19 protein-coding genes are annotated in these 24,407 nt (G+C 66.6%); 6 read left to right on the plus strand and 13 right to left on the minus strand.

The annotated features are described in order from the left end of the window. Nucleotides 1-95 precede the first annotated feature (95 nt). Nucleotides 96-1,415, plus strand: coding sequence for an amino acid transporter (locus tag CR919_RS16930; protein WP_243380269.1), 1,320 nt, complete (start codon nt 96-98; stop codon nt 1,413-1,415). Between the two features lie 82 nt (nt 1,416-1,497). On the opposite strand, the gene CR919_RS16935 is transcribed toward CR919_RS16930, so the two are convergent. The 3 genes from CR919_RS16935 to CR919_RS16945 all read right to left on the minus strand — a co-directional run bounded on the left by CR919_RS16935 (nt 1,498) and on the right by CR919_RS16945 (nt 4,337). Then, the gene (locus CR919_RS16935; protein WP_099821001.1) at nt 1,498-2,856 is read right to left on the minus strand and encodes a TolC family outer membrane protein; all 1,359 of its coding nucleotides are present in this window, start codon (nt 2,854-2,856) and stop codon (nt 1,498-1,500) included. Between the two features lie 16 nt (nt 2,857-2,872). Beyond that, on the minus strand, nt 2,873-3,520 hold the full coding sequence (locus CR919_RS16940; RefSeq protein WP_032975442.1) for a protein-L-isoaspartate O-methyltransferase: 648 nt from the start codon (nt 3,518-3,520) through the stop codon (nt 2,873-2,875). A gap of 136 nt (nt 3,521-3,656) precedes the next feature. Beyond that, nucleotides 3,657-4,337 (minus strand): TetR/AcrR family transcriptional regulator, encoded by a 681-nt coding sequence (locus CR919_RS16945; protein WP_099821002.1) that lies wholly within the window; start codon nt 4,335-4,337, stop codon nt 3,657-3,659. Nucleotides 4,338-4,460: 123 nt separating this feature from the next. On the opposite strand from CR919_RS16945, the gene CR919_RS16950 reads away from it, so the two are divergent. Beyond that, a complete protein-coding gene (locus tag CR919_RS16950; RefSeq protein ID WP_099821003.1) occupies nt 4,461-5,597 on the plus strand; it encodes an efflux RND transporter periplasmic adaptor subunit in 1,137 nt (378 codons plus the stop codon). Nucleotides 5,598-5,600: 3 nt separating this feature from the next. Continuing rightward, nucleotides 5,601-8,762 (plus strand): efflux RND transporter permease subunit, encoded by a 3,162-nt coding sequence (locus CR919_RS16955; RefSeq protein WP_099821004.1) that lies wholly within the window; start codon nt 5,601-5,603, stop codon nt 8,760-8,762. Between the two features lie 235 nt (nt 8,763-8,997). Here the strand turns inward: CR919_RS16955 and CR919_RS16960 are convergent, their stop codons facing one another. Further along, entirely contained in the window at nt 8,998-9,903 is a 906-nt protein-coding gene (locus CR919_RS16960; RefSeq protein ID WP_099821005.1) for a LysR family transcriptional regulator, read from the minus strand. Between the two features lie 117 nt (nt 9,904-10,020). Here CR919_RS16960 and CR919_RS16965 point away from each other — a divergent pair, with 117 nt between their 5' ends. Then, nucleotides 10,021-10,794: an SDR family oxidoreductase gene (locus tag CR919_RS16965; RefSeq protein WP_099821006.1), complete on the plus strand. Its 774-nt coding sequence runs from the start codon at nt 10,021-10,023 to the stop codon at nt 10,792-10,794. Nucleotides 10,795-10,841: 47 nt separating this feature from the next. After that, nucleotides 10,842-11,978: a hypothetical protein gene (locus CR919_RS16970; RefSeq protein WP_133119632.1), complete on the plus strand. Its 1,137-nt coding sequence runs from the start codon at nt 10,842-10,844 to the stop codon at nt 11,976-11,978. A 97-nt stretch (nt 11,979-12,075) separates the two neighbouring features. Here CR919_RS16970 and leuB read toward each other — a convergent pair whose 3' ends face one another. The 9 genes from leuB to ilvC form a co-directional block, all read right to left on the minus strand. Continuing rightward, nucleotides 12,076-13,137, minus strand: coding sequence for a 3-isopropylmalate dehydrogenase (gene leuB / locus CR919_RS16975; protein ID WP_099821008.1), 1,062 nt, complete (start codon nt 13,135-13,137; stop codon nt 12,076-12,078). Then, nucleotides 13,127-13,705 (minus strand): 3-isopropylmalate dehydratase small subunit, encoded by a 579-nt coding sequence (gene leuD / locus CR919_RS16980; RefSeq protein ID WP_099821009.1) that lies wholly within the window; start codon nt 13,703-13,705, stop codon nt 13,127-13,129. Before leuD ends, leuB begins: the two co-directional genes overlap by 11 nt. Continuing rightward, nucleotides 13,705-15,123 carry a 3-isopropylmalate dehydratase large subunit gene (leuC, locus tag CR919_RS16985; RefSeq protein ID WP_099821010.1) on the minus strand — a complete coding sequence of 473 codons (1,419 nt, stop codon included), beginning with the start codon at nt 15,121-15,123 and terminating at the stop codon, nt 13,705-13,707. Before leuC ends, leuD begins: the two co-directional genes overlap by 1 nt. Before the next feature lie 59 nt (nt 15,124-15,182). Continuing rightward, a complete protein-coding gene (locus CR919_RS16990) occupies nt 15,183-15,959 on the minus strand; it encodes a class I SAM-dependent methyltransferase (protein WP_099821011.1) in 777 nt (258 codons plus the stop codon). Nucleotides 15,960-15,969: 10 nt separating this feature from the next. Next, nucleotides 15,970-17,556, minus strand: coding sequence for a 2-isopropylmalate synthase (locus CR919_RS16995; protein WP_099821012.1), 1,587 nt, complete (start codon nt 17,554-17,556; stop codon nt 15,970-15,972). Next, nucleotides 17,553-18,644, minus strand: coding sequence for a threonine dehydratase (locus tag CR919_RS17000; RefSeq protein ID WP_099821013.1), 1,092 nt, complete (start codon nt 18,642-18,644; stop codon nt 17,553-17,555). The genes CR919_RS16995 and CR919_RS17000 overlap by 4 nt, the downstream gene beginning before the upstream one ends. A 96-nt stretch (nt 18,645-18,740) precedes the next feature. Beyond that, a complete protein-coding gene (locus CR919_RS17005) occupies nt 18,741-18,992 on the minus strand; it encodes an ACT domain-containing protein (RefSeq protein WP_089236730.1) in 252 nt (83 codons plus the stop codon). After that, nucleotides 18,976-20,712, minus strand: coding sequence for an acetolactate synthase 2 catalytic subunit (gene ilvG / locus CR919_RS17010; protein WP_099821014.1), 1,737 nt, complete (start codon nt 20,710-20,712; stop codon nt 18,976-18,978). Before ilvG ends, CR919_RS17005 begins: the two co-directional genes overlap by 17 nt. 37 nt (nt 20,713-20,749) lie before the next feature. Continuing rightward, nucleotides 20,750-21,724, minus strand: a complete 975-nt coding sequence (gene ilvC, locus CR919_RS17015) for a ketol-acid reductoisomerase (RefSeq protein WP_099821015.1) — start codon at nt 21,722-21,724, stop codon at nt 20,750-20,752. 788 nt (nt 21,725-22,512) lie between these two features. Here ilvC and ggt point away from each other — a divergent pair. Next, nucleotides 22,513-24,174, plus strand: a complete 1,662-nt coding sequence (ggt, locus tag CR919_RS17020) for a gamma-glutamyltransferase (RefSeq protein WP_099821021.1) — start codon at nt 22,513-22,515, stop codon at nt 24,172-24,174. Nucleotides 24,175-24,407 lie beyond the last annotated feature (233 nt).

A 24,407-nucleotide genomic window follows, 5' to 3' on the forward strand; every position in this document is an offset into this window, starting at 1 on the left:
GCATCATTCGTATGGCGCAGATTCCGATTCCGCCTACCGCGTCAGGCTGCCAGCCTGCTGTCGACCGCGCTTGGACGACATCAAGGGAGCTTTGAATGATCGGCGACAACGGAGGCGCGCTGCAGGGCAGCGCGAAGACCAGAGGGTTGGGCACCGACCATCTGCTGGTGGTGGCGCTGACCCTGCTGATGGGCGGCAGCGTTGTCGCCCTGGTCGGCCAGCATACGGCGGCGCAGGCCGGGCCCGCCATTGTCCTCAGCCTGCTGCTGGCGGCGCTGGGCACGCTGCCGATGCTGTATTGCCTGCGTTCGGCGATGCGGCGCGTGCCGGATCCTTCCGGTCTGCACGGTCTGCTCAGTGCCGCCTGGGGCAAGCCGCTTGCGGATGTACTGGTGATCGCCCTGCTGCTGGAACTGACGGCGACCACCGCAGGCCAGGCGCAATCGATGGCGAGCCATCTGTACGCCGCCGCTGGGGCCGTCGACGTCGCTCCCACGCAGTGGATGCCATTGCCGATGGCGGCGTCGATCCTGTTGTTGCTGCTGGGCGCTGCCACTGCAGTGTTGCGGATGCCGTGCGCGTTGCTGGTGGCCAGTGCACTGCTGACGGTGAAGCTGGGCGTGGGCCTGTTGCTGTTGTTGCTGGCGGCACGCCACGTGCACTACGCACACTGGATTCCCTGGCTGCCATCAGCGACCGCGCCCTACCGCTTCGGATTGGGCGGCGTGCTTGCAGCGGGTGTGGCATTGCTCGGTGTCCTGCTCGGTGCAGGTCTGCTGGCAGGGTTTGCCGGGAGGCTGCCGCGCCCTCGTCCGCAGGTTTCCAACGCCGCCGGCGCGGCGTTGCTGATGGCGATGTTGTGGCTGATGGTAGTGGCTGCGCTGCAATCGGGCCTGGTCGAGTTTGCGGCCCTGGCCAGCACCCGGCCGCTGTCGGTGGCATTGCAGGGCGTGCCGCAGCTGCAATGGTTTCTGCCGTTGTTGCCATTGGCGGGCAGCGCCGGGCTGGCGGCCCTGCAGATGGTGTCGCTGCTGTTGGCGGCGCGGTTGGGGCTGGAGTTGTGGCGGCCTGCGTCGGGTGATGCGGGCCCCCATGCGCGTCTGCTGGTGACGCTTGCGCTGACCGTGCTGGCGGCTGCCTTGGCGTTGTCGCTGCCGGATGGTTGGCTTCCGCAGTTGCCCGGGCCTGCAGGCCTGCTGGTCCTTGCCGCCGTGTGCCTGGGCGTTGCCCGCAGCCAATGGCAGTCGCGGACGGCGGGCGTCGAATGGCGACTGATCCCGATGTTGCTCGCACTTGTGGCGACCGCCCTGTGCCTGTTGCCAGCTGTTACGTCCCGGCTGTTCCTGCCGCTGCTGGTGGTGCTGGCGGTCGTTTCGGCAGGCGTAATGCGTCGACAGGCGGGGCGTTCGCGCTAGCGCCACGCGCGGCGCCAGCCATCTGCGATCACTAAAAAAGCCACCCTTGCGGGTGGCTTTCTGATCAGACCGGTGCGCCGACTCAGTTCGTGGTCGTGGACGGGTTGCCCGCGTCCTGGGTCAGCAGGCGGTTGATGTCCTGCAGCTCGGCGACATCCAGGCCACCCACGGCCTGGCTCAGCAGCAGGCGGTTCTGCAGGAAGTTGTAGCGGGCCTGTGCGTAATCCAGCTGCGCGGAAAACAGGATGCGCTGGTTCTGGATCACGTCCAGCACCGTGCGGGTACCCACTTCCAGGCCGACCTGCGAGGCATCGTAGGCGCTCTGTGCGGAAACCACGGCCAGGCGGCGCGCTTCCACTTCGCTGATGCCCTGCACCAGGGTCTGGTAGGCATTGCGCGTGTTGCGGTCCAGTGCGCGCTTCTGCTGCTCGAAACCATCCTGGGCGATGTCACGCTGTGCCAGCGCCTGGCGCACGCCGGACTGGGTGGCGCCGCCAGAGAAGATCGGCACGCTCAGAGTCAGGCCGATGCTGTTGGTGCGTGCATCGGGGGAGAGCGAACCGGCGCCGACGCTGTCGCCCCAGGTCGCGCTCTTGCCCCAGCTGCCGCCCAGCGACAGGGTCGGGTAGTGGCCACCACGGGCCGCCTGCACGCCGGCTTCGGCGGCACCGACCTTCAGTTCCTGCGCCTTCAGCGCCGGATTCTGCGTGGTCGCCTGCTGCACCAGCTGGTCCAGGTTGCCGCGGTTGGCCGGCACTTCCGGACGGAAATCGGCCGGCAGGCCCTTCAGGTTCATCACCGGCTGGCCGGTCAGTTCGGTCAGGGCCTGGTAGTTGTCGGCCAGGGTGTTCTGCGCAACGATCGTGTTGGCGCGCGCCTGGTCGTACTGGGCGCGTGCTTCGTGCACGTCGGTGATCGGCGCCAGGCCCACTTCCAGTCGCTTGTCGGCGAAGTCGAACTGCTTCTTCGCGGCCGCTTCGTTGGTCTGTGCGGCGTTCAGCGATTCGATCGCCACCAGCACGTTGAAGTAAGCCGCCGAGGTGCGCACGATCAGGTTGTCGTTGGCCGAATCAAGGGTGAAATCCGCCGCCTTGCTCAGCTCGCGCTGTGAGCGCAGGTTGTTGATCTGCGTCCAGTTGAACAGCGTCTGGGTGCCATCAACGGTATAGCTGCGGCGCTTGCTGGTGAACGAGCCGGAGTTGGCATCAGCGTTCGGCTCGCTGCGCGAGCGGTTCAGCTGCGCTGCACCGTTGATCTGCGGCAGCAGGGCAGCGCGCGCCTGCACGGCGCCTTCCTTGTCGTACAGCCGGGTGGATTCGGCGGCGGACAGCTGCGGGTCGCCATTGCGCGCCATTTCATAGACCTGCAGCAGGTCGGCGGCATGGGCGGACAACGGCAGCAGGGCAGTGGCCAGCGCAACAGCGAGGGATCGGCGGATCATTGCGGCTTCCTTGGACTCAGAGGTGGAACTGGGGGGCCGGGGCGGCACCACGCAGGTAATCGATATCGGTCTCGAACAGCGACTCGGTGCTGCCATCGGCCTTCACCAGCAGCGCTTCCATGGCCGGCGAACGGCCCTGGATGACATACAGACGACCACCCGGACGCAACCACGAAGCGAACTGTGACGGCACCACGTCAACGGCGCCAGTGACACAGATCACGTCGAAGCGGCGTTCGGTCTGCCAGGCCAGGCCATCGGCCACTTCCACGCGCACGTTGGTGCCCAGGCCGGTGGCATCCAGGCGGGCGCGTGCAGCAGCGGCCAGTTCCGGATCGATTTCCAGGCTCAACACGTCGCGCGCGAGCGCGCCGATGCAGGCCGACAGGAAGCCGCTGCCGGTGCCGATTTCCAGCACTTCGTCACCCGGCTGCAGATCCAGTGCCTGCAGGGTACGGCCCTCGATGACCGGCTTCATCATCTTCTGGCCGTTGCCGATCGGCAGTTCGACATCGGCATAGGCCAGCGCCCGGTGCGCGTCGGCGACGAAGGCCTCGCGCGGCAGGCGGGCCAGGACGTCGAGCACCTTGATGTCCAGCACGTCCCAGGGACGGATCTGCTGTTCCACCATCAGTTCGCGGGCGTGGGCGTAATCAATCGTCATGAGGTTCAAATCCAGCGCAGTGGGCCGGCCATTTTACCGGTGCCGGAGGCCGGCGGCGCGCCCAGAGCATCAGCTGCGGGGTGGCCGGGGTCGCAGTGCCGGAAGTCATCGCGACCTCCGGTTCGTTCAGTTTTGGTTATCCAGCGGTTCCGGCCTCTCGCGGGGCGTAGGCGCGCAGGAAGAAATCCACGCTGGCGGCCACGTGGAGGGCAGCATCGGTCTCGACGGGTGACAGTGGCATGCCGCACATCATATGCATGTGCACTTCGCCCTTCACCAGGGTCAGGAACTGCTGGCCGGCGATGTAGCAGTCGGGGATGTCCAGTTCACCGCGCTCGGCACGCAAGCGCATGAAGTCGGCCAGCGCCTCGCAGGTGCGTTGCGGGCCGGCCTGCCAGAACAGTTCGCGCAGGCGCTCGTCGGTCTCCGGGGCCATCATCACCCGCTGGATCGACAGGGCCGCGTCGGAGGTGATCATCTCGAAGAACGCCATGCCGATGCCCAGCAACTGGTCGCGCAGGGGGCCTTCGACGTCGGCCACGAACAGTGCGTCGGGCAGCATCTCCATGCACTTGGACTGCACAGCTTCGGAGAACAGGGTCTCTTTGTCGCCGAAATGGCTGTATACGGTCAGCTTCGAGACGCCGGCCTGGGCCGCGATGCTGTCCATGCTCACGCCGCTGTAGCCCTGTTCGATGAACAGTGTCTTGGCTGCCTCGAGTATCGCCGCGCGCTTGCCCAGATCCTTGGGGCGCCCGGGACCGGCAGCCTTGGCAGCGGGCTTGGCCAACGGCTTTCGGGAAGTGGGAGAACTCATCCCGCTAATACTAGACCAAGCGGTTCGATATTTATACTATACCGGCTGGTTCACTAATGTACGCGTTGCAACAGTATGTTGCCGGCGCGTTCCCCCCGGATTTCTTTTCAGGTCCTGTACCTCATGAAAAACATGCGTTGGTTGGGCGTAGGCGTACTGGTCGTGGTGTTGGCAGCGTGCGGCAAGCAGGCCGCCGAGCCGGTGGAGGCCATTCCGGTGCTGGTGGTGCATCCCACCACGCAGGACGGACAAGCCGCGGCCGCCTACCCCGGCGAGGTGCGTGCCCGCCAGGAAAGTCCCCTGTCGTTCCGCGTTGGCGGCAATCTGGTCAAGCGCCACGTCGACGCCGGCGAGCGGGTGAAGAAGGGCCAGCTGCTGGCCGAGCTGGATGCGGCCGACTACGCCTCGCAGGCGGCGGCGTCGCAGGCGCAGCTGGCGGCGGCGGAAGCAGACCTGGTGCGCGCCCGCGATGACCAGAAGCGCTACGCCAAGCTGGCCGAAGACCAGCTGGTGAGCCGCTCGGCACTGGACCAGCAGACGGCGGCGTTCAAGGCCGCACAAGGCCAGGCCAATGCCGCGCGGGCCAACCTTGCCGTGGCCCGCAACCAGGCCGAGTACGCGCAGCTGCGCGCGCCCGCCGATGGCGTGATCGCCAGCCGCCAGGCCGAAGCCGGGCAGGTCGTGAGCGCGGGGCAGACGGTGTTCACCCTGGCCGCCGATGGTGGCCGCGAGGTGCTGATCGCGCTGCCGGAAAGCAACATCCGCGACTACAAGGTCGGGCAGTCGGTGCAGGTGGAACTGTGGAACCGCCCGGGTCAGCTTCTGCCCGGCACCCTGCGCGAGATCGCCCCGGCCGCCGATGCACAGGCCCGCACCTATGCCACGCGGGTCAGCCTGGCGCCGGAAGCACTGAGCGAAGTGGAGCTGGGCCAGAGTGCGCGGGTGTTCGCCACTGCCGGTCGCAGCGGCGCGTTGCAGCTGCCGCTGGCGGCCGTGCTGCGCGGCAGTGACGGCAAGGCCAGCGTGTGGGTGGTCAATCCGTCCAGTGGTGCGCTGAAGGCAACCCCGGTGCAGGTCGGTGCCTATGGCGCGCAGGCCGTGCCCGTGGTGTCCGGCGTGGGCGCGGCGGACTGGGTGGTCGCTGCCGGCGGCCATCTGCTGCGCGAAGGCCAGGTGGTGACGCCGGTCGATCGCCAGAACCGCCCGGTGCTGGCACCGTCGGCCGCCAAGCCGGCGCCGGCCGCAGGCAAGGGGCACTGACCCGTGCGCCGCTTCAATCTCTCCGAATGGGCGCTGGGCAACCGTGCGCTGGTGTTGTTCGCGATGCTGGCGTTCGCGGTCATCGGTGCCTGGTCGTACAAGCACCTGGGCCAGTCCGAAGATCCGCCGTTCACCTTCAAGGCGATGGTGGTACGCACGATGTGGCCGGGCGCCACCGCCGAGCAGGTCTCGCGGCAGGTGACCGAGCCGATCGAGAAAGCTCTGATGAACACCGGCGAGTACGAATTCATCCGTTCGTACTCGCGGCCGGGCGAGTCGCAGGTGATCTTCATGGCGCGCGACAGCCTGCGCTCCAAGCAGATCCCGGACCTGTGGTACCAGGTGCGCAAGCGCGTGGGCGATATCCGCGCGACGCTGCCGAGGGAGATCGTCGGGCCCTTCTACAACGATGAGTTCGGCGACACGTTCGGCAACATCTATGCGCTGACCGGCGAAGGCTTCGACTACGCGGTGATGCGCGACTATGCCGATCGCATCCAGCTGGAACTGCAGCGCGTGCCCGACGTTGGCAAGATCGACCTGGTCGGCCTGCAGGACGAGAAGGTGTGGATCGAGCTGTCCAACACCAAGCTGGCCACGCTGGGCGTATCGCTGCAGCAGGTGCAGCAGGCCTTGGCCGATCAGAACGCGGTTTCCGCCACCAGTTTCTTCGAGACTCCGACCGACCGCGTGCAGCTGCGCGTGACCGGCCAGTTCGATTCGATCGAGGACATCCGCAGATTCCCGATCCAGGCCGGCGAACGTACGCTGCACTTGGGCGACATTGCCGAGGTCAAGCGCGGCTTTGCCGATCCCTCTTCGCCGAAGATGCGCTTCATGGGCCAGGATGCGATCGGCCTGGCGGTGGCGATGAAGGACGGCGGTGACATCCTCAAGCTGGGTGCCACCCTGGATGCCGAGTTCGAACGCCTGCAGAAGACCCTGCCGGCCGGCATGCAGCTGCGCAAGGTGTCCGACCAGCCGCATGCGGTGGAAGAGTCGGTGGGCGAGTTCGTGCAGGTACTCACCGAAGCGGTGGTGATCGTGCTGCTGGTCAGCTTCTTCTCGCTGGGCCTGCGTACCGGCCTGGTGGTGGGCGTGACCATTCCGCTGGTGCTGGCGATGACCTTCTTCGTCATGCACTACTTCGACATCGGCCTGCACAAGATTTCGCTGGGTGCGCTGGTGCTGGCACTGGGCCTGCTGGTGGACGATGCGATCATCGCGGTGGAGATGATGGCCACCAAGATGGAGCAGGGCTACGACCGCCTGCGCGCGGCCAGTTTCGCCTGGGAATCCACCGCCTTCCCGATGTTGACCGGCACCCTGATCACTGCTGCCGGCTTCCTGCCCATCGCCACTGCCGCATCGAGCACCGGTGAATACACCCGCTCGCTGTTCCAGGTAGTGACCATCGCGTTGGTGGTGTCATGGATCGCGGCAGTGCTGTTCATCCCGTACCTGGGCGACAAGATGCTGCCGGACCTGTTCAATCCGCAGCTGCCGAAGCCGGACAGTCTGGCCGGTCGCTGGCGTGCCAAGCGCCTGCAGTGGGCAGACCGGCATCCGGCACTCGCGCGCTGGATCGCTCCGAAGGAGCATGCGCACGACCATGATCCGTACCAGCGGCCGTTCTACACCCGTTTCCGGGCCTTCCTGGATACCTGCCTGCGCCATCGCTGGTGGGTGATCGGCGCGACCATCGCGCTGTTCATCGGTTCGCTGATGCTGTTCCGCTTCGTGCCGCAGCAGTTCTTCCCCGACTCGACCCGCCCGGAACTGATGGTGGACATCGAGCTGGCCGAAGGTGCGTCGCTGGCCGCGACCCAGGCACAGGCCGACAAGCTAGAGAAGCTGTTGAAGGGCCGCGAAGGCATCAGCAACTACGTGGCCTACGTCGGCACCGGTTCTCCGCGCTTCTACCTGCCGTTGGACCAGCAGCTGCCGGCCACCAACTTCGCCCAGTTCGTGGTGCTCACCGAAGACGCCAAGGCCCGCGAATCGACCCGCGACTGGATGCTGAAGGACGTGATCAGGCAGTTCCCGGATGTGCAGATGCGCGTGACGCGCTTGGAGAACGGCCCGCCGGTCGGCTATCCGGTGCAGATGCGCGTGTCCGGCGAGCACATCGCGCAGGTGCAGGCGATTGCGCGCAAGGTCGAGGCCAAGGTGCGCGAGAACCCGCACGTGATGAACGTGAACCTGGACTGGAGCGAGCCGAGCAAGGTGGTGCGGCTGGTGATCGACCAGGATCGTGCACGCGCGCTGGGTGTCAGCAGTGCCCAGGTCAGCCAGTTCCTCAGCAGTTCGTTGTCGGGCATGAGCGTGAGCACCTATCGTGAAGGCAACCGCCAGATCGAGATGTTGCTGCGTGGCCCGGACAACGAGCGCGCGCAGCTGGACCTGCTCGGCAGCCTGGCGATTCCGACCAGCAGTGGCACCGCGGTGACGTTGTCGCAGGTCGCGCGGCTGGAATACGCCTTCGAGGACGGCATCATCTGGCACCGCAACCGCCTGCCGACGGTGACCGTGCGTGCCGACATCAGCGATGGCAAGCAGCCGTTGGACGTGGTGCAGCAGATCGTGCCGACGCTGGATGGCATCCGTGCCGAATTGCCCAGCGGCTACCTGCTGGAAACCGGCGGCTCGGTGGAGGATTCGGCACGCGGCCAGAACTCGATCAAGGCCGGCATGCCGCTGTTCCTGATCGTGGTGGCCACGTTGCTGATGCTGCAGCTGCGCAGCTTCTCGCGTGCGGCGATGGTGCTGGTGACCGCGCCGCTGGGCATCATCGGTGCGACGTTGTTCCTGCTGCTGTTCCGCGCGCCGTTCGGCTTCGTGGCGTTGCTGGGCACCATCGCGCTGGCGGGCATGATCATGCGTAATTCAGTGATCCTGATCGACCAGATCCAGCAGGACATCGATGCCGGGCATGACCGCTGGCATTCGATCATCGATGCGACGGTGCGGCGTTTCCGCCCGATCGTGCTGACCGCGCTGGCGGCGGTGCTGGCGATGATTCCGCTGTCGCGCAGTGCGTTCTACGGTTCGATGGCGATTTCGATCATGGGTGGGTTGATCGTGGGCACGGTGCTGACGCTGGTGTTCCTGCCGGCGTTGTATGCGGCGTGGTTCCGGGTCAAGCCGGACGAATCCGGGGCGTAATGCCCCGGGTTTCCCGGGCCGCCGCCCCTGGTAGGTGCCAACCTTGGTTGGCACGGATGCGTGGCCCGCCCATCCACGCATGGCGTGGATCTACTGAGGTTGGCCACCGCCCTGGTAGGTGCCAACCTTGGTTGGCACGGATGCATGCATCCACGCATGGCGTGGATCTACCAGTAGAGCCACCCCATGGGTGGCTGCGGATGTCCTGGCCCGTCCATCCACGCATGGCGTGGATCTACTGCAGCTGCAAACCGTCGCGCAGCAGCGGCTCCAGCCAATCCAGAAACACCTGCACACGTTGCGCGCGATGCTGCCGATGCGGCAGCAACAGGGTCACCGGCAACGGCTGCGCGACGTGCTGCGGCATCACTTCCACCAGCGCGCCCGATTGCAGTTCGGCCTGCACGTCGTAGCGCGGAATCTGCAGCAGTCCCAGCCCCGCGACGCAGCAGGCAATCGATGCCTCGGCGTTGTTCACCCGCACCCAGCCGGTCATCGGCAGCGTGCGCAGCTGCGCGCCGTCCTCCCATTCCCACGGCTCCACCCGCGCCGTGGTCGGCGATGCGTAGTTCACCGCACGGTGCTGCTGCAGGTCGGCAGGATGCTGCGGTACGCCGTGTTCGCGCAGGTAAGCCGGTGCGGCAACATTGACGAAGTCGAGCTGGCCCAGCGTGCGGGCCACCAGGCTGGAGTCACCCAGTTGGCCGACTCTCAGCACCGCATCGCAACCGTCTTCGATCAGGTTTACCGCCCGATCGGTCATGCCCAGGTCCACTTCCACCTGCGCATAGCGTGCAAAGAAGTCGGGCAGGGCCGGAGCGATGATGCGGCGACCGATCCGGCTGGGCACATCGATCTTCAGCAGGCCCTTCGGCTGTGCGTCGTCCTGGCGGAACAGCGACTCGGCATCTTCCATTTCGGCGATCAGGCGCAGGCAGCGTACGTAGAAAGTGTCGCCATCGTGCGTGGTGGAGACCCTGCGGGTGGAGCGCTGCAGCAGGCGGGTGCCCAGACGCTGCTCCAGCTCCGCCACGGCCGCAGACACGGTGGAACGGGGCAGGCCGAGCTGGTCGGCGGCGCGGGTGAAGCTGGAGCACTCCACCACCCGCGCAAAGATGCGGAAACGCTCGATCCGGTCCATTGTTCGCCCACTCTGGAAAGTTAAGTCAATGTTGCGGGCTTTATCCGCGATTTCTGCACGATATCGTCGTCAGCACAGGGTTGCCAGTCCGGCAGCCTCTTCCCCGAGACCGATGCCATGACCGACCACCGTATCCAGGGCAAGACCGTGCTGATCGCCGGTGGCGCCAAGAATCTCGGCGGGCTGATCGCCCGCGACTTCGCCGAGCAGGGCGCCAAGGCCATCGTCATCCACTACAACAGCGCCGCCACCCAGGCCGATGCCGAGGCGACCGTTGCCGCCGTGCAGGCCGCAGGCGCCAAGGCGGTGGCGTTGCAGGCCGATCTGACCTCGGCGGCGGCGATGGAGCGCCTGTTCGCCGACGCGGTTGCCGCCGTCGGTCGCCCTGACATCGCCATCAACACCGTCGGCAAAGTACTGAAGAAGCCGATGCTGGAGATCAGCGAGGTGGAGTACGACCAGATGAGCGCGGTCAATGCGAAGACGGCGTTCTTCTTCCTCAAGGAAGCCGGGCGCCATGTCAACGACGGCGGCCGCATCTGCACGCTGGTCACTTCACTGCTCGGCGCGTTCACGCCGTTCTATTCCAGCTACGCAGGTACAAAGGCGCCGGTGGAGCACTTCACCCGCGCAGCATCGAAGGAATTCGGTGAGCGTGGGATTTCGGTTACTGCGATCGGTCCTGGGCCGATGGATACGCCGTTCTTCTATCCGGCCGAGAGTGCCGATGCGCAGGCGTATCACAAGACCGCCGCGGCGCTGTCGGCATTCACCCGTACCGGCCTGACCGACATCGCCGACATCGTGCCGTGGATCCGCTTCCTGGTAACCGATGGCTGGTGGATGACCGGGCAGACCATCCTGGTCAACGGTGGTTACACCACCAAGTAGAGACACGCCAGGCTTGAGTTCGTGCCGTAGATCCACGCCATGCGTGGGTGCTCCTGGCTTCCAATACGTTCATCCACGCATGGCGTGGATCTACTGTTGGTCCCCAAGTGGACAGCATCAGGGCGTTCACGGGCACAATAGCGGCCAGTTCCAGGGCCGGAGCGCCTGCCATGTTCTTCCGCACGACCTGCGCCTCGGCGCTGCTGCTGGTCGCCTGCAGCGGGTCTGCCACTGCGCAGACGGCAGACGCCGATGCTCTGCCGTTCCTGCATGACCTGCGGGACGTACTTGAGTGCGGTGCGAGCGCGGACGTCCAGCAGGCCGTCATCAGCCGCCTGCGCGCGGCACGCTATGCCGACGCGGCCGAACGACTGCCGTACCTGCGCGACTGGCGATTCGAGCAGGAGGGCGAGGATGACGATCACCGGGTGACCGTCATCACTCCGCCACAGTCGATGACCGTCCACGGTGTCGAAGTACCGCGGTTGTTCGCTGATGCGCTCGGTTTCTCAGTTGCGCTGGACTCCGCACAGCGCGATCGTATCGTCGCTGCGTACGGCTTGCGGCTGCAGTCGAGCACGCTGCAGGAGCCGTTCGAGCTATGGTCGACGCCCTACACGCCGATCATCGTGCGCAGTGCGGGCGACGGCTATCGACTGGGTTGCGCTCCTGCCACGAAGGGTAACGGGGCAGCCGTACGACAGCTGCCGGTTGTTGAAGTCCAGGACCTGCAGAATGCCATTCACTGCCGCGCCGACGAAGGAAGCATGCGCCGGCTGCAGGCGTTCTGGCAGCGGCTTTACGAACAGCCGCAGTTCGAATGGCCGCAGGAAGTCCGTTCGGTCAACGAGGTGAACTACAGCGTCGATGATGATGATCTGCACCTGCTGCTGATCGGATTGCAGGCGCCCATCCAGGCCTACGGCGTTTCCACACACACGATTGCGCTGGCGTTCGGTGGCTTCTTCGGCGCGGATCTTGGCGACGTTGCGCTGGAGCCCGTGCTTGCCCAGGCAGGCTTGGATACCTCGCACAGGGTCGGCAAGGCTGCCTGGCAGCGCCTGTTGCCGCCGGTTGCTTTCAGCGGTGGCAGTTGGATCCCACAGCACATCGTGATGCGCACCAACGAAGGCCGCGTTGTTGCCGGTTGCGCCAGCGATTACGCGCGCAGCACCACGCGCTGAGCTGATCTCATGCCGGGCAACCAACAGCAGGCGGGGTAGGGCGGCGCTACCGATCGGCATGCAAAGGGTGCCGGGCATGTCCCGGCACCCGCGTGTGTCATCCCAGCTTGGCCAGCACCGCGTCGGTGGCCGTCGCCGTACTCACGGCCGAACCCATTGCCGCCAGATCGGCAGTGAACACGCCATCGTCCAGCACTGCGTTCACCGCCGCTTCCACCGCTGCGGCTTCGGCTTCCAGGCCCAGCGAATGGCGCAGCAGCATCGCCGCACTGAAAATCGTCGCGTAGGGGTTGGCGATGCCCTTGCCGGCGATGTCCGGTGCCGAACCATGGATCGGCTCGTAGATGCCCACCGCACCCGGCTCGCCCAGCGATGCCGAGGGCAGCAGGCCCAGTGAACCGGCCAGCATCGAGGCTTCATCGGTGAGGATGTCGCCGAACATGTTCTCGGTCACGATCACGTCGTATTCGCGCGGCTTGGCCAGCAGGTGCATGGCCATCGAATCGACCAGTTGGTGTTCCAGCGCGACGTCCGGGAACTCCTCGCGGCCGATGCGCGCGGCCACGTCACGCCACAGGCGTGAGGTTTCCAGCACGTTGGCCTTGTCCACCGAGGTGACCTTGCCGCGCCGCTGCTGCGCCAGGCGGAAGGCAGTGCGCAGCACACGCTCGATCTCGACCACGGTGTAGCGGCACAGATCGCTGGCGCTGTCGGCATCGCGGGTCTTGTCGCCGAAGTAGATGCCACCGGTCAGTTCGCGCACCACCACGAAGTCCACGCCCTGCAGCAGCTCGGCCTTGATCGGCGAGGCGTGCAGTGCCGCTTCGTGGGTGCGCACCGGACGCAGGTTGGCATACAGGCCCAGCGCCTTGCGGATCGCCAGCAGGCCCTGCTCCGGGCGCACCTTGGCGTTAGGGTCGGACCACTTCGGGCCGCCCACCGCGCCCAGCAGCACCGCGTTGGCGGCCTGGCAGGCGGCCAGGGTAGAGGCTGGCAACGGCTCGCCGTGACGGTCGATGGCGATGCCACCGATATCGTGCTCGCTGAAGGTGAAGGTGTGGTTGAAGCGTTCGGCCACGGCGTTCAGAACGGCGACCGCAGCGGCGGCCACTTCCGGGCCGATACCATCACCGGGCAGGACAACAATCTCAGCGTGCATGCTCACCCTCGTAACGTTCGATTTCAGGGACACGGCCCAACAGATAACCCAATTGATCGACGCCTTCCAGCAGGCAGGTCTGCGAGAAGCCGTCCAACGGGAAGGAGTAGACGCGGCCATCGGGTGTGCGCAGTTCGCGCGTGGCCACGTCGATGGTCAGTTCATCGTCCGGGCGCTGCATCAGCACCTGCACGTCGGCTTCGTCCAGCACGATCGGCAGCAGGCCGTTCTTCAGCGAATTGCCGCGGAAGATATCGGCGATCTCGCTGCTGACGATGGCGCGCAGGCCGAGGTCGGTCAGCGCCCACGGCGCATGCTCGCGCGATGAGCCGCAGCCGAAGTTGCGCCCGGCCAGCAGGATGCTGCGGCCGGCGTTGTGCGGCTGGTTGAAGGCGAAGTCGGCCACCGGGGAGCCATCGGCCTGCCAGCGCCAGTCGTTGAACGCGTTGCGGCCCAGGCCGGCGCGCTCGGTGGTGGACAGGAACCGCGCCGGAATGATCTGGTCGGTATCGATATTGGTCTGGCGCAGCACCACGCTGGCCGAATGCAGGGTGCGGAAGCCGCTCATCAGGCCACCTCCTGTGCGAACAGTTCACGGGCATCGGCCACGTGGCCCTGCACGGCGGCCCAGGCGGCACTCATCGGCGAGGCCAGCAGGGTGCGCGAGCCCGGGCCCTGGCGGCCCTCGAAATTGCGGTTGCTGGTGCTGACTGCCAGTTGGCCGGGGGCGACCAGATCGCCATTCATGGCGATGCACATCGAACAACCCGGCTCGCGCCACTCGGCACCGGCCGCGCGCACGATCTCGTGGATGCCCTCGGCTTCGGCTTGGCGCTTGACGATTTCCGAGCCGGGCACCACCAGCATGCGCACGCGCTCGGCGATGCGACGACCGCGCAGCACCTGCGCTACTTCGCGCATGTCGCTCAGGCGGCCGTTGGTGCAGGAGCCGACGAAGACCACGTCCACCGGTGTGCCGGCCAGCGTCTGTCCCGCCTGGAAGTGCATGTAATCCAGGCCCTTCTGCGCGGCGGCATCGTTGGCTGCCGGGATCGGCGCGTCCACCGCGATGGCGGTGCCGGGGTGGGTGCCCCAGGTCAGGGTCGGGCGGATATCGGCAGCATCGATGTGCACCTCGCTGTCGAAGCGCGCGCCTTCGTCGCTGCGCAGCTGCGTCCAGCGGGCCACGGCGGCGTCGAAGTCGGCGCCCTTGGGACCACGTGGCGTATTGGCAACGAAGTCGAACGTCACCTGGTCGGGAGCGACCATGCCGGCGCGTGCACCGGCTTCGATCGACATGTTGCACAGGGTCATGCGCTGTTCCATGTCCATCGCTTCGATGGTGCTGCCGCGGAACTCGATCACGTGGCCGGTGCCGCCATTGACGCCGATCACGCCGATGATGTGCAGCACCACGTCCTTGGCGCCGACGCCGGGTGCCAGAGGGCCATCGACGGTGATCGCGAAGGTCTTCGCCTTGCGCTGCAGCAGGCACTGCGTGGCCAGCACATGCCCGACTTCGCTGGTACCGATGCCGAAGGCCAGCGACCCGAACGCACCGTGGGTGGAGGTGTGGCTGTCGCCGCAGACGATGGTCATGCCGGGCTGGGTGAAGCCCTGTTCCGGTGCGATCACGTGGACGATGCCGCGATTGTCCGAGGCCATGTCGAACAGCTCGATGCCGTGCTCGGCGCAGTTGCGTGCCAGCATGGCGACCTGCGCTTCGGACGCGGCGCTGGCGTAGGGCAGGGTGCCATCGGCGGCGGGCGGCAGGGTCGGCGTGGAGTGGTCCATCGTCGCCTTGGTCCGATCCGGACGGCGCGGCTTCAGGCCGCGCTCGCGCAGTTCGGTGAAGGCCTGCGGCGAAGTCACTTCATGGATCAGGTGCAGGTCGATATACAGCACGGCGGGCGCGCTGTCGGTTTCTGGAACCACCACGTGGGCGTCCCACAGTTTGTCGTACAGGGTGCGGGGTGCGGAAGTCATGCGTTTGCCTGGCAGGAGTACGAAGTAGCGGACATCGAAGAGAAAGTAACAGGGTCAGGTCAGCGCCGACGCGCGAGCACGCGCAGACGCACGTAGTCGGCCAGCGGCTGGCCAGCGGCGTTGCGCGGCAGATCCGCCAGCAGGGCGGCGGCATCGCGCACGGTGGCGCGCGCGACGGCCGGCAGGTCGTCCAGCAGCGGTGCGGCGAACACCCGCAGCCAGCCGGCAACGCCGGTCGGCAGCGCGGTCGGGCGTGGCAGGCATTCGATCAGCTGCACCTGGAAGCCATGCTGGCGCAGGCGTTCGGCGTAGGCATCGGCGCTGGGGAAGTACCACTGGAATGCGCTGGCACCGTGGCCATGGGCGACGCGCGCGGCCTGTACCGCCGCAATGATCGTGGCCACGTTGCCATGACCGCCGAACTCGGCGACGAAGCGGCCGCCGGGGCGCAGGGCGCGGCGCACGCCTTCCAGCACGCGATCCGGGTTGGGCATCCAATGCAGCGCCGCGTTGCTGAACACTGCATCGAACGCGCCATCGAAGGTCAGCGCGTGGCCGTCCATCACCTGCGCATCGACACCTCGTGCACGCGCGGCGATCACCATTTCCGGTGAGGCATCGACGCCCTGCATGTGTGCGCCGCTGAGGGCCAGTTCAGTGGTGAGCACGCCATCGCCACAGCCCAGGTCGAGAATGCGCTCGCCGGCCCGCGCGTCGAGCAGGCGCGCTACCGCGCCGCCGAGGGTCGGCACGAAGCCGGCGTCGATCGCATAGTCCTGGGCATTCCACTGCTGGCCAGCGCTGCTGGTGGCGGTTGCGGTGTCGAAGGCGCTCATCTTGGATTCCTCAGGCAGTGGCGGTGGCAGGTGCTTCAGTACTGACGCCGGCGTTGGCCTGGCGCTGGCGCAGCAGGCGGTTGGCTACGTCCAGCCAGGCCAGCGCGGAGGCTTCGATGATGTCCTTGCTGGTGCCGGTGCCGTCGTACTCGACGCCCTCGTGGCGCACGCTCAGGTTGGCTTCGCCACGTGCATCGGCGCCGATACCGACGCTGTGCACGTGGTAGCTGTCCAGCATCAGCTGCACGCCGGTGGCGGCCGACAGGGCGCCGAACAGGGCATCGACCGGACCATCACCCTGCGCGGTCTCGGCCACGCGGTTGCCGTCCGGGTCGGACAGTTCGACCAGCGCATTGGCGCGGCTGCCGACATCGCTGATGGTCATCGAGGCCAGGCGGTAGCCCTGTGCGGTGGAGCCGCCCTGCATCAGTGTCTGCAGGTCGGCGTCGGTGACAACGCGTTGCTGCTCGCACAGGCCCTTGAACTGCTCGAACACCAGCTTCAGCTCGTCTTCTTCCAGCCAGAAGCCCAGCGCGCGCAGGCGCGCTTCGACGGCAGCACGGCCACTGTGGCGGCCCAGCACCATCTGCGAGTCCTCCCAGCCCACGTCTTCCGGACGCATGATTTCGTAGGTGCCGCGATGGCGCAGCATGCCGTGCTGGTGGATACCCGATTCATGGGCGAAGGCATTGGCGCCGACGATGGCCTTGTTGCGCTGTACCGGCATGCCGACCAGGCGCTGCAGCAGCTGCGAAGTACCGACGATACGTGGGGTGTCGATGGCGGTGTCCTGCTCGTAGAAGGCCTGGCGCACCTTCAACACCATCGCAATTTCTTCCAGCGAACAGTTGCCGGCGCGTTCACCGATGCCGTTGACGGTGCATTCGACCTGGCGCGCGCCACCTTCGATGGCGGCCAGTGAGTTGGCCACGGCCAGGCCCAGGTCGTTGTGGCAGTGCGCGCTGAAGATCACGTTGCCCGCGTTCGGCACATCGGCGACGCCCGCGATGACCTGCTGGAACATCGTGCGGATTTCTTCCGGCGTGGTGAAGCCGACGGTGTCGGGCAGGTTGATGGTGGTGGCGCCGGCAGCGATCGCCACGCGCGAGACCTCGATCAGGTAATCCAGTTCGGTGCGGGTGGCGTCCTCGGCGGAGAACTCGACGTCATCGATGTAGGAGCGCGCCAGCGCTACGTGCCGGCGTACCGATTCCAGTACCTGCTCGCGGGTCATCCGCAGCTTGTGCTCACGGTGCAGCGGGCTGGTCGACAGGAACACATGCAGGCGCGGGTTGGCCGCCGCTTCCAGTGCACGCGCCGAGGTCTCGATGTCAGCCTGCAGGCAGCGTGACAGCACCGCCAGGCTCAGGCTTGGGCGGCGCAGTTCGCGGCCGATCAGGGCCATCGCTTCGCGGTCGGACTGCGAGCTGGCCGGGAAGCCGGTCTCGATGATGTCCACGCCCAGTTCGTCCAGCGCACGCGCCATCACCAGCTTCTGCGGCGGGCTCATGCTGCAGCCGGGGGACTGCTCGCCGTCACGCAGGGTGGTGTCGAAGATGCGGATGCGCGGGGTGGTAATTCGTTCGATGGTGGTCACAGGGAAATCTCCTCGACAGCGGGTGCGACGGCTTGCAGGGGGGAAGGGGAAGGCGTTGGGAAAGCGGTGGCGGTCGCCTTGCCGGGCGAGCGCGGAGTTTCTGCCCGGCGTCGGCGCGGTTTGCGTGGCGGACGCGGACGGATGTCGGTGAGCAGGCCGGCGAGCACGCCGGCATCGATGTTGCCGCCGGAGACGACCGCGCACTTGCGGCGGCCGGCGACGCGACGCCCGGCGGCCAGTGCCAGCGCACCGGCGCCCTCGGCGATGATGTGTTCTTCCAGTGCCAACCGCACCAGGGTCTCGCGCAGTTCGGCTTCGCGCACGATCACCACATCGTCCAGCAGCGAGGTGCACAGGCGGCGGGTCAGGAAACCGGGGATCTTCACCCGCACGCCATCGGCCAGCGACGGCACAGGATTGATCTCGCGCACGTCGCCACGGATCGCGCGGGCCATCGAATCGACACCTTCGACCTGCGCGCCGACGATGCGCACGCCCTGCGACTTCAGCGCCAGGGCGACACCGGAGGCCAGGCCGCCACCGCCGATCGGTACGATCACCACGTCCGGCGCATGCGCGGCCAGCTCGATGCCGACGGTACCCTGGCCGGCGATGACATCGGCATCGTCGAACGCGGACAGGAAGCGGTAGCCATGGCGCTGCGCCAGTTCGACGGCAAACGCATAAGCCTCGTCATAACTGTTGCCATGCTGGCGCACCGTCGCGCCCCAATGGGCGACGCCAGCGATCTTGGTGGCCGGTGCGCCATGCGGCATTACGGCGATGGCCGGCACATCCAGGCGATAGGCGGCCCAGGCCACGCCCTGCGCGTGGTTGCCGGCCGAGGCGCAGATCACCGGCCGGGTATCGCCACGTTCGCGGGCGGCCAGCAGGGCATTCAGCGCGCCGCGCACTTTGTACGAGCCGGTGCGCTGCAGGTTCTCCAGCTTCAGCCAGGTGCCGAAGCGCTCGGCATGGTGCAGCGGCGTGGGCGGCAGGAAGCGGCGCAGGCGGGCCTGCGCAGCCAGTACGTCGGCAACGGTTACGTCGCCGACATCGCTTTCCGTGCTGGCATCAGCGGCCGGCATGGGCCACCAGCAGGGTGTTGCCGACCAGCGCCTGCGGGCACGGGCGGCGAAGAAGACGCCTCCGTACCGGCACCGTGGTGAATACGGTACGGGCGTTCATGCGGATACTCCTTCCAGTGCGGTCATCTGCACCGAAACGCAGTCGTAGATCTTTTCCATCTGCCGGCACAGTGTTTCCGGCGGGCGCTGGCTGTCCACCACCAGCTGCAGGTGCCAACGGCCATCATCGGCGGCCACCGGCGCACCGGTGATCGCGCGCGGTGCGAAGCCGCGGCGTTCGGCCATGCCGATCACGCGCAGCAGCGCGCCTTCGGCCGGTTGCAGCACCAGGTCAAGCCGGTATTGCATTGGGGATCTCCTGGCGTGCATGTGCAGGGTTGCTTTCCAGCATGGTGCTGTTGGCGGTATTGGGTGGCACCAGCGGCCACACGTTCGCGCGCGCATCGATGGCCACGTGCAGCAGTGCCGGGCCGGGCTCGGCCAGCAGCGCGGCCAGGCCGCCTTCAACGTCATCACGTGCATCGATGCGCGTGGCCGCGATGCCGAATACCTTGGCCAGGGCCACGAAGTCCGGGTTGTCGGACAGGTCGATCTCGCTGTAACGCTCGGCGAAGAACAGCTCCTGCCACTGCCGCACCATGCCCAGCGAACTGTTGTCCAGCAGGATGATCTTCACCGGCAGGCGGCAGCGGGCGATGGTCGCCAGCTCCTGCACGTTCATCATGAAGCTGCCATCGCCGGACACCAGTACCACGGTGCGCTCAGGGCAGGCGAACTGCGCGCCCATCGCCGCCGGCAGGCCGAAGCCCATCGTGCCCAGCGCACCGCTGGTCAGGTGGTTGCGCGGATGATTGAAGCGGCAGTGCTGCGCCACCCACATCTGGTGCTGGCCGACGTCGCAGGCGATCACCGTATCGGTCGGCGCCAGTTCGCTCAGGCGCTTCAGCAGCGCCGGGGCGTAGATGTGCTGGCCCGGTGCGTCGTAGCGGGCGGCGAAGCGGTCGCGATGCTGTGCGCAGCGCTTGCGCCATGCGTCCTGGTGGGCCTTGGGGGAGGGGAAGGCCGCACGCAGGGCGCGGATGGCATGGCCGACGTTGCCGGGCACGGCGACATCGGCGCTGCGCAGCTTGGAGATCTCGTACGCATCGGCGTCGATGTGCACCACGCGGGCGAAGGGCGCGAACTCGGCCAGCTTGCCGGTCGCCCGATCATCGAAACGCGCACCCAGCACCAGCAGCAGGTCGCTCTCCTGCACGGCCATGTTCGCTGCACGGGTGCCGTGCATGCCCAGCATGCCCAGCGACTGCGGGTGCTGGGGAGGCAGCGCGCCCAGGCCGCGCAGGGTCATCACGGTCGGGATGGCGCTGGCTTCGACGAACGCGCGCAGGTCCTGCACGGCATCGCCCAGGGCAATGCCACCACCGGCATAGACCACCGGCTTCTCGGCCGCGGCCAATGCGGCGATGGCTTCGGCGATGGCGGCGTCGGCGGCGGCCGGCGGCGGTTCGACGCTGGCCGGCACATGCGCCGGCAGGTGGCTGGCATCGGCCAGCTGCACATCCTTGGGCAGGTCGATCAGCACCGGTCCGGGACGGCCCTCGCGGGCGATGCGGAAGGCATCGGCCACCACGCGCGGCAGATCATCGACGCTGCGCACCAGCCAGCTGTGCTTGACGATCGGCATGGTCAAGCCGAACACATCCAGTTCCTGGAACGCATCGGTGCCCAGCAGTGGCGTGGCGACCTGGCCGGTGATGCAGACCATCGGCACCGAATCGAGCATCGCATCGGCGATGCCGGTGACCAGGTTCGACGCGCCCGGCCCGGAGGTCGCCACGCAGACGCCAACTTGGCCACTGGCGCGCGCAAAGCCGTTGGCGGCCAGCGCCGCGCCCTGCTCATGGCGTACCAGGATGTGCTTCAGCGACGAATCCACCAGCGCGTCGTAGAACGGCATGATGGTGCCGCCCGGGTAGCCGAACAGCGTACGGACACCCTCGGCCTCCAGCGCCTGGGTCAGCCAGCGCGCGCCGTTGGGCGGCGCGCTGCGGTGTGTGGGAGAGTTCATGGGGGAACCTTGCAGAGCGGGTGGGGGTGCCGCGTTGTTACGCGGCTTGACCTTGCAACCAGACCATCTTGGCGCGCAGTTCCTTGCCTACCTTCTCGATCGGATGCTCCAGGTCGGCCTGCTTGAACCTGTTGTAGTTCGGCAGGCCCGCTTCGTACTCGGCCACCCAGTTCTTGGTGAAGGTGCCGTCCTGGATGTCCTTCAGCACTTCTTTCATGCGCTCCTTGGTACCGGCGTCGATCACCCGCGGGCCGCTGACGTAGTCGCCGTACTGCGCGGTCTCGGAGATGAACTCCAACATGCGCGAGATGCCACCTTCGTAGAACAGGTCGACGATCAGCTTCAGTTCGTGCAGCACTTCGTAATAGGCGATTTCCGGCTGGTAACCGGCTTCCACCAGCGTCTCGAAGCCCGCCTGCACCAGCGCCGAAGCGCCGCCGCACAGCACCGCCTGCTCACCGAACAGATCGGTTTCGGTTTCTTCCTTGAAGGTGGTCTGGATCAGGTTGGCACGTGCGCCACCCAGGCCGCCTGCGTAGGCAAGTGCGTACTCGGCGGCCTTGCCGCTCTTGTCCTGGTAGACCGCCCAGATGCACGGCACACCGCGGCCGATCTCATATTCGCGACGGACCAGCGCACCCGGGCCCTTCGGCGCGACCAGCACCACGTCCAGGTCGTCGCGCGGCTTGATCATGTCGAAGTGCACGTTCAAGCCATGCGCGAACAGCAGCACCGCGCCCTGCTTCATGTTCGGTGCCAGCACGTCCTCGTACAGCTTCTTCTGCACCATGTCCGGGGTCAGCACTGCGACCAGGTCGGCATCCTTCACCGCATCAGCCGGTGCCTTCACGGTGAAGCCATCGGCCTGCGCCTTGACCTCGGTGGGGCCGCCCGGGCGCAGGCCTACCACCACATCGAAGCCGGATTCACGCAGGTTCAGCGCGTGCGCGCGGCCCTGGCTGCCGTAGCCGATGACGGCGATCTTGGTCTGGGGCAGTTCGTTGGTGCTCATGGGGGAGGTTCCTTGCGGGTGGGAAGAAAAAAGACGGCCGGCAGTCGAAGCGACGTACCGGCCGGTCAGGGAAAAGCGGGGAGGGCAACGCCGCGCGTCGCACAGGTACTGCCACCACGAGGATTCGTGGTGCAGCGGGTCCGGGTTGTGCGATGGGCGTTGGTCATGGTGGTTGCGTCTGAAACCAGGTCCTGAAATGAAAAAACCCGCACCTGGGCGGGTGCGGGTTTTGAAGAGTTCCGGTGTATTTGCTGCTTACACGCTGGCTCGTCCCGCACCTGTTGGTTGGGTAATAAGTACGAGCACAAGAATCGAACGCAGCGAGGCGGCGCCGGTATCGGCGGCTTCAATGTGGGTTCGGGGTGGCGTGTTGTGATGCAACATGTGATCGAGAAAACCACAGCCGTTTCGGCGCTGTCAACCCTCGCAGCGATATTCCCGTCAGTTTCCACTGCATGCAGTGCAATCGCTTGTGGCACAAGGATGGTTGCCGCTGAAAGTGTTTCGGTGAACCCGAATTCACTCTTTTCATCGGGTTTTTTGCGCGGAATCCGGGTGATTTCGCCTTGGTAGGTGCCGACCTTGGTCCGCGCCGGAGTCATCGAAGCCGAAAGCAGTGCGGACCAAGGTCCGCACCCACCGAAGGACTGTCGTCCATGACCTATGCCCGATGGCCCCTGATCGCCGCAGCAGCGAAGATCGGGTCACCACCCTTCCATCGGAACCCGACCGTGTCCCGACGTCTTGCCCGTTCCCTGCTGGCGGCTGCCGTGCTGGCTGCCGTGCCCATGCTGTCCCAGGCCGCCGACCGCATTACCGGCCACACCTTCGCCACCCGTTCGGAGGTGATCGCCCCGCATGCGATGGCCGCCACCTCGCAGCCGCTGGCCACCCAGATCGCGCTGGACGTGATGAAGGCCGGTGGCTCGGCGGTCGATGCCGCCATTGCGGCCAACGCAGCGCTGGGCCTGATGGAACCGACCGGCAATGGCGTCGGCGGCGACCTGTTCGCCATCGTGTGGGACCCGAAGACGCAGAAGCTTTACGGCTACAACGGCTCCGGCCGCTCGCCGAAGTCGCTGACCCTGGCCGAGTTCCAGCGCCGTGGCCTGAAGGAGATTCCGGCCACCGGTCCGCTGCCGGTATCGGTACCGGGCGCGGTGGATGGCTGGTTCGCGTTGCACGCCCGGTTCGGTCGCAAGCCGATGGCCGACAACCTGGCCCCCGCCATCCGCTATGCGCGCGAAGGGCATCCGGTGGCCGAAGTGATCGCCTATTACTGGGATCGCTCGGTGCCGAAGCTGTCGCAGTATCCGGGTTTCAAGGAACAGTTCACCATCGACGCCCACGCGCCGCGCAAGGGCGAGATGTGGAAGAACCCGAACCTGGCCGACACCCTGCAGAAGATTGCCGACGGCGGGCGTGATGCCTTCTACAAGGGCGACATTGCCCACACCATCGGCGACTACTTCAAGAAGAATGGCGGCTACCTGAGCTACCAGGACATGGCCGACCACCATGGCGAGTGGGTTGAACCGGTCAGCAGCAACTACCGTGGCTATGACGTGTGGGAACTGCCGCCGAACAGCCAGGGCATCGCCGCACTGCAGATCCTCAACGTGCTGGAAGGCTACGACTTCTCGAAAATTCCGTTCGGCTCACCCGAGCACGTGCACCTGTTCGTGGAAGCGAAGAAGCTCGCCTTCGCCGACCGCGCGCGTTTCTACGCCGACATGGCGTTCCAGCCGGCACCGGTACAGAAGCTGATTTCCAAGGACTACGCCGCGCAGCGCCGCGCGCTGATCTCGATGGACAAGGCGCTGAAGGAAGTGCAGCCGGGTACACCGAAGCAGCTGGAAGAGGGCGACACGATCTACATGACCGTGGCCGACGCCGACGGCATGATGGTGTCGCTGATCCAGTCCAACTACCGCGGCATGGGCAGCGGCATGGCGCCGCCGGGGCTGGGCTTCATCCTGCAGGATCGCGGCGAGATGTTCGTGCTGCAGAAGAATCATCCCAATGGCTACGCACCGGGCAAGCGTCCGTTCCAGACCATCATTCCGGCCTTCATCACCAAGGGCGGCAAGCCGTATGCCAGCTTCGGCGTGATGGGCGGCGCGATGCAGCCACAGGGGCACGCGCAGATTGTGATGAACCTGGTGGACTTCGGCATGAACCTGCAGGAAGCCGGCGACGCGCCGCGCATCCAGCACGAAGGTTCGACCGAGCCGACCGGGCAGGCGACGGCGATGACCGATGGTGGCGAGGTCAACCTGGAAACCGGGTTCCCGTACGAGACGGTGCGTGCGCTGATGCGCAAGGGTCACCGCGTGGTGTTTGCCGATGGTCCGTACGGCGGCTACCAGGCGATCCTGCGTGATCCGGACACGGGCGTGTATTACGGCGCGTCGGAGAGTCGCAAGGATGGGCAGGCGGCGGGCTACTGAGGCTTCCCGGCCAACGGGCTGAGCCCCCTCTGCGGTGGGTTCAGAAGCGGGATCGCTCGTTGGGGCGTGCGGGTGGGAGTGTCGGGGGACGCCGTGAATACGTCCCTGTAGCAACTGTGTTTGCAGGAGGAGCTTCGGCCCTTCCTGCAGACGGGCACGGTAGTGCCGGCCGCTGGCCGGCAGCCTCTGGATGTACGCACGCACTGACGTCAGGCGGGGATCGGTCCGCTCTG

Source organism: Stenotrophomonas sp. LMG 10879 (assembly GCF_002750935.1).
GTDB lineage: Bacteria > Pseudomonadota > Gammaproteobacteria > Xanthomonadales > Xanthomonadaceae > Stenotrophomonas > Stenotrophomonas lactitubi_B.

Excerpts from the sequence above, each read along its gene's own strand:
- leuC (WP_099821010.1), bottom strand. The coding sequence starts at position 15,123 with ATGACTTCCGCACCCCGCACCCTGTACGACAAACTGTGGGACGCCCAC.
- CR919_RS16950 (WP_099821003.1), top strand. The coding sequence starts at position 4,461 with ATGAAAAACATGCGTTGGTTGGGCGTAGGCGTACTGGTCGTGGTGTTG.
- CR919_RS16945 (WP_099821002.1), bottom strand. The coding sequence starts at position 4,337 with ATGAGTTCTCCCACTTCCCGAAAGCCGTTGGCCAAGCCCGCTGCCAAG.
- ggt (WP_099821021.1), top strand. The coding sequence starts at position 22,513 with ATGCTGTCCCAGGCCGCCGACCGCATTACCGGCCACACCTTCGCCACC.
- ilvG (WP_099821014.1), bottom strand. The coding sequence starts at position 20,712 with ATGAACTCTCCCACACACCGCAGCGCGCCGCCCAACGGCGCGCGCTGG.
- ilvC (WP_099821015.1), bottom strand. The coding sequence starts at position 21,724 with ATGAGCACCAACGAACTGCCCCAGACCAAGATCGCCGTCATCGGCTAC.
- leuD (WP_099821009.1), bottom strand. The coding sequence starts at position 13,705 with ATGAGCGGCTTCCGCACCCTGCATTCGGCCAGCGTGGTGCTGCGCCAG.
- CR919_RS17005 (WP_089236730.1), bottom strand. The coding sequence starts at position 18,992 with ATGCAATACCGGCTTGACCTGGTGCTGCAACCGGCCGAAGGCGCGCTG.
- CR919_RS16940 (WP_032975442.1), bottom strand. The coding sequence starts at position 3,520 with ATGACGATTGATTACGCCCACGCCCGCGAACTGATGGTGGAACAGCAG.
- CR919_RS16930 (WP_243380269.1), top strand. The coding sequence starts at position 96 with ATGATCGGCGACAACGGAGGCGCGCTGCAGGGCAGCGCGAAGACCAGA.
- CR919_RS16935 (WP_099821001.1), bottom strand. The coding sequence starts at position 2,856 with ATGATCCGCCGATCCCTCGCTGTTGCGCTGGCCACTGCCCTGCTGCCG.
- CR919_RS16965 (WP_099821006.1), top strand. The coding sequence starts at position 10,021 with ATGACCGACCACCGTATCCAGGGCAAGACCGTGCTGATCGCCGGTGGC.
- CR919_RS17000 (WP_099821013.1), bottom strand. The coding sequence starts at position 18,644 with ATGCCGGCCGCTGATGCCAGCACGGAAAGCGATGTCGGCGACGTAACC.
- CR919_RS16960 (WP_099821005.1), bottom strand. The coding sequence starts at position 9,903 with ATGGACCGGATCGAGCGTTTCCGCATCTTTGCGCGGGTGGTGGAGTGC.
- CR919_RS16990 (WP_099821011.1), bottom strand. The coding sequence starts at position 15,959 with ATGAGCGCCTTCGACACCGCAACCGCCACCAGCAGCGCTGGCCAGCAG.
- leuB (WP_099821008.1), bottom strand. The coding sequence starts at position 13,137 with ATGCACGCTGAGATTGTTGTCCTGCCCGGTGATGGTATCGGCCCGGAA.